This window comes from Agrococcus sp. HG114 (genome assembly GCF_024723325.1).
Classification (GTDB): domain Bacteria; phylum Actinomycetota; class Actinomycetes; order Actinomycetales; family Microbacteriaceae; genus Agrococcus.
In genome coordinates this window covers 1-4,930 of record NZ_JANQCH010000154.1, presented here as the reverse complement: position 1 = coordinate 4,930, position 4,930 = coordinate 1, and the positions used below count along the sequence as shown (strand labels likewise).

Sequence of the window (4,930 nt, the reverse complement as noted above, 5' to 3'; positions counted from 1 at the left end):
CGACCGCGGCGAGCCACAGCATCCCCCGTCGCCGTCGGACGGTCGCGCGCCGCGCGAGCGCGGTCGTCGCGGCCCCGTCGCCGGTGTCGTGCACGACCTCGCGCGGGGCGCCGACGATGCGGCGCTCCGGGCGGGGCCGCGGGATGACGGTCGTCGACCGGTCGTCCTCGGCGACCGGCGGCAGCACCGTCGTCGGCGCGTCGATGCCGCGCTCGCGGATCGCGTGCAGCTCGGCGAGCATCTCCGAGGCGTCGGCGGGCCGCAGGTTCGGGTCGCGCTGGGTCGCCCAGTGCACGAGCGAGTCGAGCTGCTCCGGCACCCCCGTCGCCCCCGTCGAGGGCAGCGGCACCTGCTCGTTCGCGTGCTGGAACGCGATCTGCATCGGCTCGTCGCCCGTGAACGGCTGCTTGCCCGTGAGCATCTCGAACAGCATGATGCCGACCGCGTAGATGTCGCTGCGGGTGTCGGCGATGCCGCGCGTCACGAGCTCGGGGGAGAGGTAGGCGATCGTGCCGAGCAGGGCCTTGCCGGTCGCGGTGTTCGCGGTCGCGGCGCGAGCGAGGCCGAAGTCGCCGATCTTGATGCGGCCGTCGTGCGCGAGCAGGATGTTCTCGGGCTTGAGGTCGCGGTGCACGATGCCCGCGCGGTGCGCGGCGGCGAGGCCGGCGAGGATCGCCTCGAGCACGTCGAGCGCCTGGTCGGGCGTGATGCGTCCGCGCTCGACGAGCAGGTCGCGGAGCGTGATCGACGGCACGAGCTCCATGACGAGCCACGCGAGCCCCTCCTCCTCGCCCTGGTCGTAGGTGTTCACGACGTTGGGGTGCGCGAGCCGCGCGGCGGCCTTCGCCTCCTGGATGAATCGCTCGCGGAAGTCGTCGTCGTCGCTCAGGTGCGGGTGCATGACCTTGACGGCGACCTTGCGGTCCAGGCGCAGGTCGACGCCCTCGTAGACGCTCGCCATGCCGCCCCGCGCGATGCGGTCGCCGACCTCGTACCGTCGGTCGATCAGCCGTCCGATGACGGGATCGCGGGAGTCGACGGGCACGAACCGAGGATAGGCGGGGCGCGGTCGGGGCCCGGTGATCCACGCCGCCGCTCGCGCGGAAGCGCGCGGAGCCTGCATCATGGGAGGCGTGACGCAAGACACCGCGTGGCTCTCCGTGCCCGACCTCGTGACACTGCTCGGCCAGCCGGTCGGGCGCATCCACCGCCTCATCGAGGAGCATCGCCTGCCGGCGACCCGCCGGAACGGGCCGCTGCAGGTGCCCGCGCTGTGCGTGCGCGACGGCGAGCCGCTGCCCGAGCTGCGCGGCACGCTGCTCGTGCTGCTCGACCAGGGGTTCACCGAGGACGAGGCGATCGACTGGCTGCTCGCCGAGGACGACTCGCTCGGCGTCGCGCCGATCGAGGCGATGCGCGGGGGCGCGAAGGCCGCGGTGCGCCGCGCGGCGCAGCTGCTCGGCTAGCTAGCGGTCGCGCTTCGCGACCGTGTCGGCGAGCCGCTCGAGCTCGAGCACCGCGGCGCGCGAGAGGTCGCCGTCGTGGAGCGACTCGAGCGCCTCGCCCACCGCGCGGTCGATGAGCGCCTCGAGCCGCTCGGGCGCCTGCGAGCGGGCGATGGCGTCCTGCAGGATCGCGATCTGCCGCTCGTCGAGCTCGCGGTCGCCGAGCAGCTCGTCCAGCAGCGTGCGCATGCTCGGGTTCAGCCGCTGGCGCGCGATCTCGATGAGCACGGTGCGCTTGCCCTCGCGCAGGTCGTCGCCCGCGGGCTTGCCCGTCACCGCCGGGTCGCCGAAGACGCCGAGCAGGTCGTCGCGCATCTGGAACGCGACCCCGACCGGCAGCCCGTAGCCGGCGAGCGCGTCGAGCTGCGCGTCGGCGCCGCCCGCGAGCAGGCCGCCGAGCGTGAGCGGCGCCTCGACGGAGTACTTCGCCGACTTGTAGACGGCGACGGTGTGCGCGCGATCGAGGAGCGCGCTCGGGTCCTGCCGGATCCACGCCGCCTCCTCGAGCACGTCGAGGTACTGCCCGAAGGTGACCTCCTCGCGCATCCGCCGGTACGCGTCGTGCACGCGGTCGCCGTGCGCGGCGCCGCGGCACGCCTCGAGCATCCGGTCGTCGGCCCAGTTGAGCAGCAGGTCGCCGACGAGGATCGCGGCGCTCGTGCCCCACGAGGCCGCGTCGCCCACCCATTCGCCGTCGCGGTGCTGCGCCTCGAGGGCGCGGTGCATCGCCGGTCGGCCCCGGCGGGTGTCGGATGCGTCGATGATGTCGTCGTGGACGAGCGCGGCGGCGTGGAAGAGCTCGACCGCGGTCGCGACGCCGACGACGTCGGCCCACTCGGGGTCCTGCTCGGTGCCGGTCGTGTGCGTCGCCTCGGGCCGCGCGGCGGTCACGGCGTGCCAGCCCCACAGCACGAAGGCGCTGCGCACGCGCTTGCCGCCGGAGACCATCGCGCGCACGTGCCGGAGCAGCGGCGCCGCGTCGGCCGAGATCTCTGCGAGCGCGTGCTCGCGCGCATCGAGGTACTGCTGGATCGAGCCCTCGACGGCTCGGGCGAAGCGCTGCTGTGCCGACACAAGACACATGCTATTGACAGCCGCGACGCGTAGACTGGCGCTCCGCACCGGTCGGACGAAGGGGGGTGCGAGATGGGCCTCTCCGAGCACGAGCAGCGACTGCTCGACGAGATGGAGCGCAATCTCTACAAGCACGAGGCAGACATCGTCAACACGACGAGCGGGCCTCGCACGGTCGACTACACGAAGGTCGCCGTCGGCGTGCTCGGCATCGTCGCAGGCCTCGTCCTCATCGTGGTGGGCGTGCTCACCAAGCTCGCGATCGTCGGGGTCGCCGGGTTCGGCGTCGCCGTGGCCGGCGCGCTGTGGGCGCTGTCGGCGTCGCGGCCCGCGACGGGCGACGACGTGCCCCGCACGCGCGCGGCGGGCGAGGGCCCGGCTGCGACGAAGCAGTCGCCGAGCCTGATGGACCGCCTGGCCGAGGAGTGGGACGACCGCAACCAGCGCTAGCGCGCACCCGCCTCCACCCGCCTCCACCCGAGGGCCGACTCATCCGAGTCGGCCCTCTCTGCATGCCTGGGCGTGGAGAGCGCGGCGCCCCTGAGCCGAACAGGCCGCGTTCGCGTGCACGCGGCCGCGGAAGTCCTCCACCCCGTTCCACCGCGGAATCTTGCGCAACACGCGCGTCGATTCCAAGGTTTCCTGGACTGAAGTGGGGGGAAGTGGAGTACGGTGGAGTGTGTCGGAGTGGATCGACGCACCAACTGCTCGCAGGCCGGACGAGAGGGGGCTCCCGTGTTCCTCGGCACGCACACGCCCAAGCTCGACGACAAGGGCCGCGTCATCCTGCCCGCGCGCTTCCGCCAGGAGCTCGAGGGCGGGCTCGTGCTCACCCGCGGCCAGGAGCGCTGCATCTACGTGTTCTCGATGCGCGAGTTCGAGCGAGTGCACGAGCAGATCCGCCAGGCGCCGCTGACGTCCGCCGGCGCGCGCGACTTCCTCCGCCTGTTCCTGTCCGGCGCCTCGAGCGAGCAGCCCGACAGCCAGCACCGCGTGACCATCCCGGCCAACCTCCGCGAGTACGCGGGCCTCGGGCGCGACCTCACCGTGATCGGCGCGGGCTCGCGCGCCGAGATCTGGGACACCCGCGCCTGGAACGACTACTACGCGGCCAAGGAGGCCGACTTCGCCTCGACGACGGAGGAGGTGATCCCCGGCATCTTCTGAGCCGGCTCGTGACCCCCAGCTGGGCGCCGCGCCGCACCTTCCCCGGTGGCGCGTCGAACGGATGGGGATCAGGGGCCGGGTCGGTGGAGGGACACGACATGGACGCATCCGAGCTCCACACCCCCGTCATGCTCGAGCGCACGCTCGAGCTGCTCGCTCCGGCGATCGAGCGCGCCGCCGCCGAGGGGCGCGCGCCGCTCGTCATCGACGGCACCCTCGGCATGGGCGGCCACACCGAGGCGCTGCTCGCGGCCCACCCGACCCTGCGGGTCGCGGGCATCGACCGCGATCCCGACGCGATCCGGCTCGCGGGCGAGCGGCTCGCGCGCTTCGGCGACCGCTTCATCCCGGTGCGCTCCACCTACGACCGCATCGACCTCGCGCTCGAGGCCGCGGGCGCCGCGCGCTGCGACGGCATCCTGCTCGACCTCGGCGTCTCGAGCCTGCAGCTCGACGCCGCCGACCGCGGCTTCGCCTACGCGAAGGACGCCCCGCTCGACATGCGCATGGGGCAGGCCGGCGACGTGACGGCCGCATCGATCCTCGCCGAGCGCAGCGGCCGCGAGCTCGCGCGGCTGTTCCGCGTCTACGGCGACGAGAAGCTCGCCGACCGCTACGCGCGCGCGATCGTCGCCGCCCGCGAGACGGCGCCCATCGAGACCTCGGCGCAGCTCGTCGACATCCTGCAGGCGGCGACGCCGAGGGCCCTCGCGAACCAGGGGCACCCGGCGAAGCGGGTGTTCCAGGCGCTGCGCATCGAGGTGAACCAGGAGCTCGCGATCCTCGAGCGCACCCTGCCCGCCGCGATCGCGGCGCTCGCGGTCGGCGGACGGCTCGTCGTGCTCGCCTACCAGTCGCTCGAGGACCGCCTCGTCAAGCGCGCCCTCCAGGCCGCGGCCTCGTCCACCGCCCCCCGCGACCTCCCGGTCGAGCTGCCCGAGCACGCGCCCGAGCTGCGCCTGCTCGTGCGCGGCGCCGAGCTCGCCGACGACGCCGAGCGCGCCCGCAACCCCCGTTCCGCACCCGTCCGACTGCGCGCAGCCGAACGCATCCGAGCCGCCTCGACCCAGGGGGAGCCGTCATGACCACCGCCGCACTCGTCGACCTCCACGCCGCGCCGCTCGCGCCGGCCGCGCCCGCGATCGAGCCCGCCCCCGAGCGGCACCTGCGCGCCGTGCCGGCGC

General features: G+C 73.9%; 6 protein-coding genes. 4 read left to right on the top strand and 2 right to left on the bottom strand.

The genetic code is table 11. The features are described 5' to 3' along the window. Window positions 1-961 (bottom strand): protein kinase (locus tag NWP09_RS11730; protein WP_258275686.1); only part of this gene is annotated, 961 nt, incomplete at its 3' end. Window positions 962-1,133: 172 nt separating this feature from the next. Between NWP09_RS11730 and NWP09_RS11725 the strand changes: the two genes are divergently transcribed. Further along, on the top strand, window positions 1,134-1,466 hold the full coding sequence (locus NWP09_RS11725; RefSeq protein ID WP_258275685.1) for an Rv2175c family DNA-binding protein: 333 nt from the start codon (window positions 1,134-1,136) through the stop codon (window positions 1,464-1,466). Here NWP09_RS11725 and NWP09_RS11720 read toward each other — a convergent pair whose 3' ends face one another. Next, window positions 1,467-2,579, bottom strand: a complete 1,113-nt coding sequence (locus NWP09_RS11720) for a polyprenyl synthetase family protein (RefSeq protein WP_258275684.1) — start codon at window positions 2,577-2,579, stop codon at window positions 1,467-1,469. Between the two features lie 72 nt (window positions 2,580-2,651). Between NWP09_RS11720 and NWP09_RS11715 the strand changes: the two genes are divergently transcribed. From NWP09_RS11715 to rsmH, 3 genes are all read left to right on the top strand, one after another. After that, window positions 2,652-3,029, top strand: coding sequence for a DUF3040 domain-containing protein (locus NWP09_RS11715; protein WP_258275683.1), 378 nt, complete (start codon window positions 2,652-2,654; stop codon window positions 3,027-3,029). Window positions 3,030-3,314: 285 nt separating this feature from the next. Then, window positions 3,315-3,746: a division/cell wall cluster transcriptional repressor MraZ gene (gene mraZ, locus NWP09_RS11710; RefSeq protein ID WP_258275682.1), complete on the top strand. Its 432-nt coding sequence runs from the start codon at window positions 3,315-3,317 to the stop codon at window positions 3,744-3,746. A gap of 98 nt (window positions 3,747-3,844) precedes the next feature. Continuing rightward, window positions 3,845-4,831 (top strand): 16S rRNA (cytosine(1402)-N(4))-methyltransferase RsmH, encoded by a 987-nt coding sequence (gene rsmH, locus NWP09_RS11705; RefSeq protein ID WP_258275681.1) that lies wholly within the window; start codon window positions 3,845-3,847, stop codon window positions 4,829-4,831. Window positions 4,832-4,930: the final 99 nt, after the last annotated feature.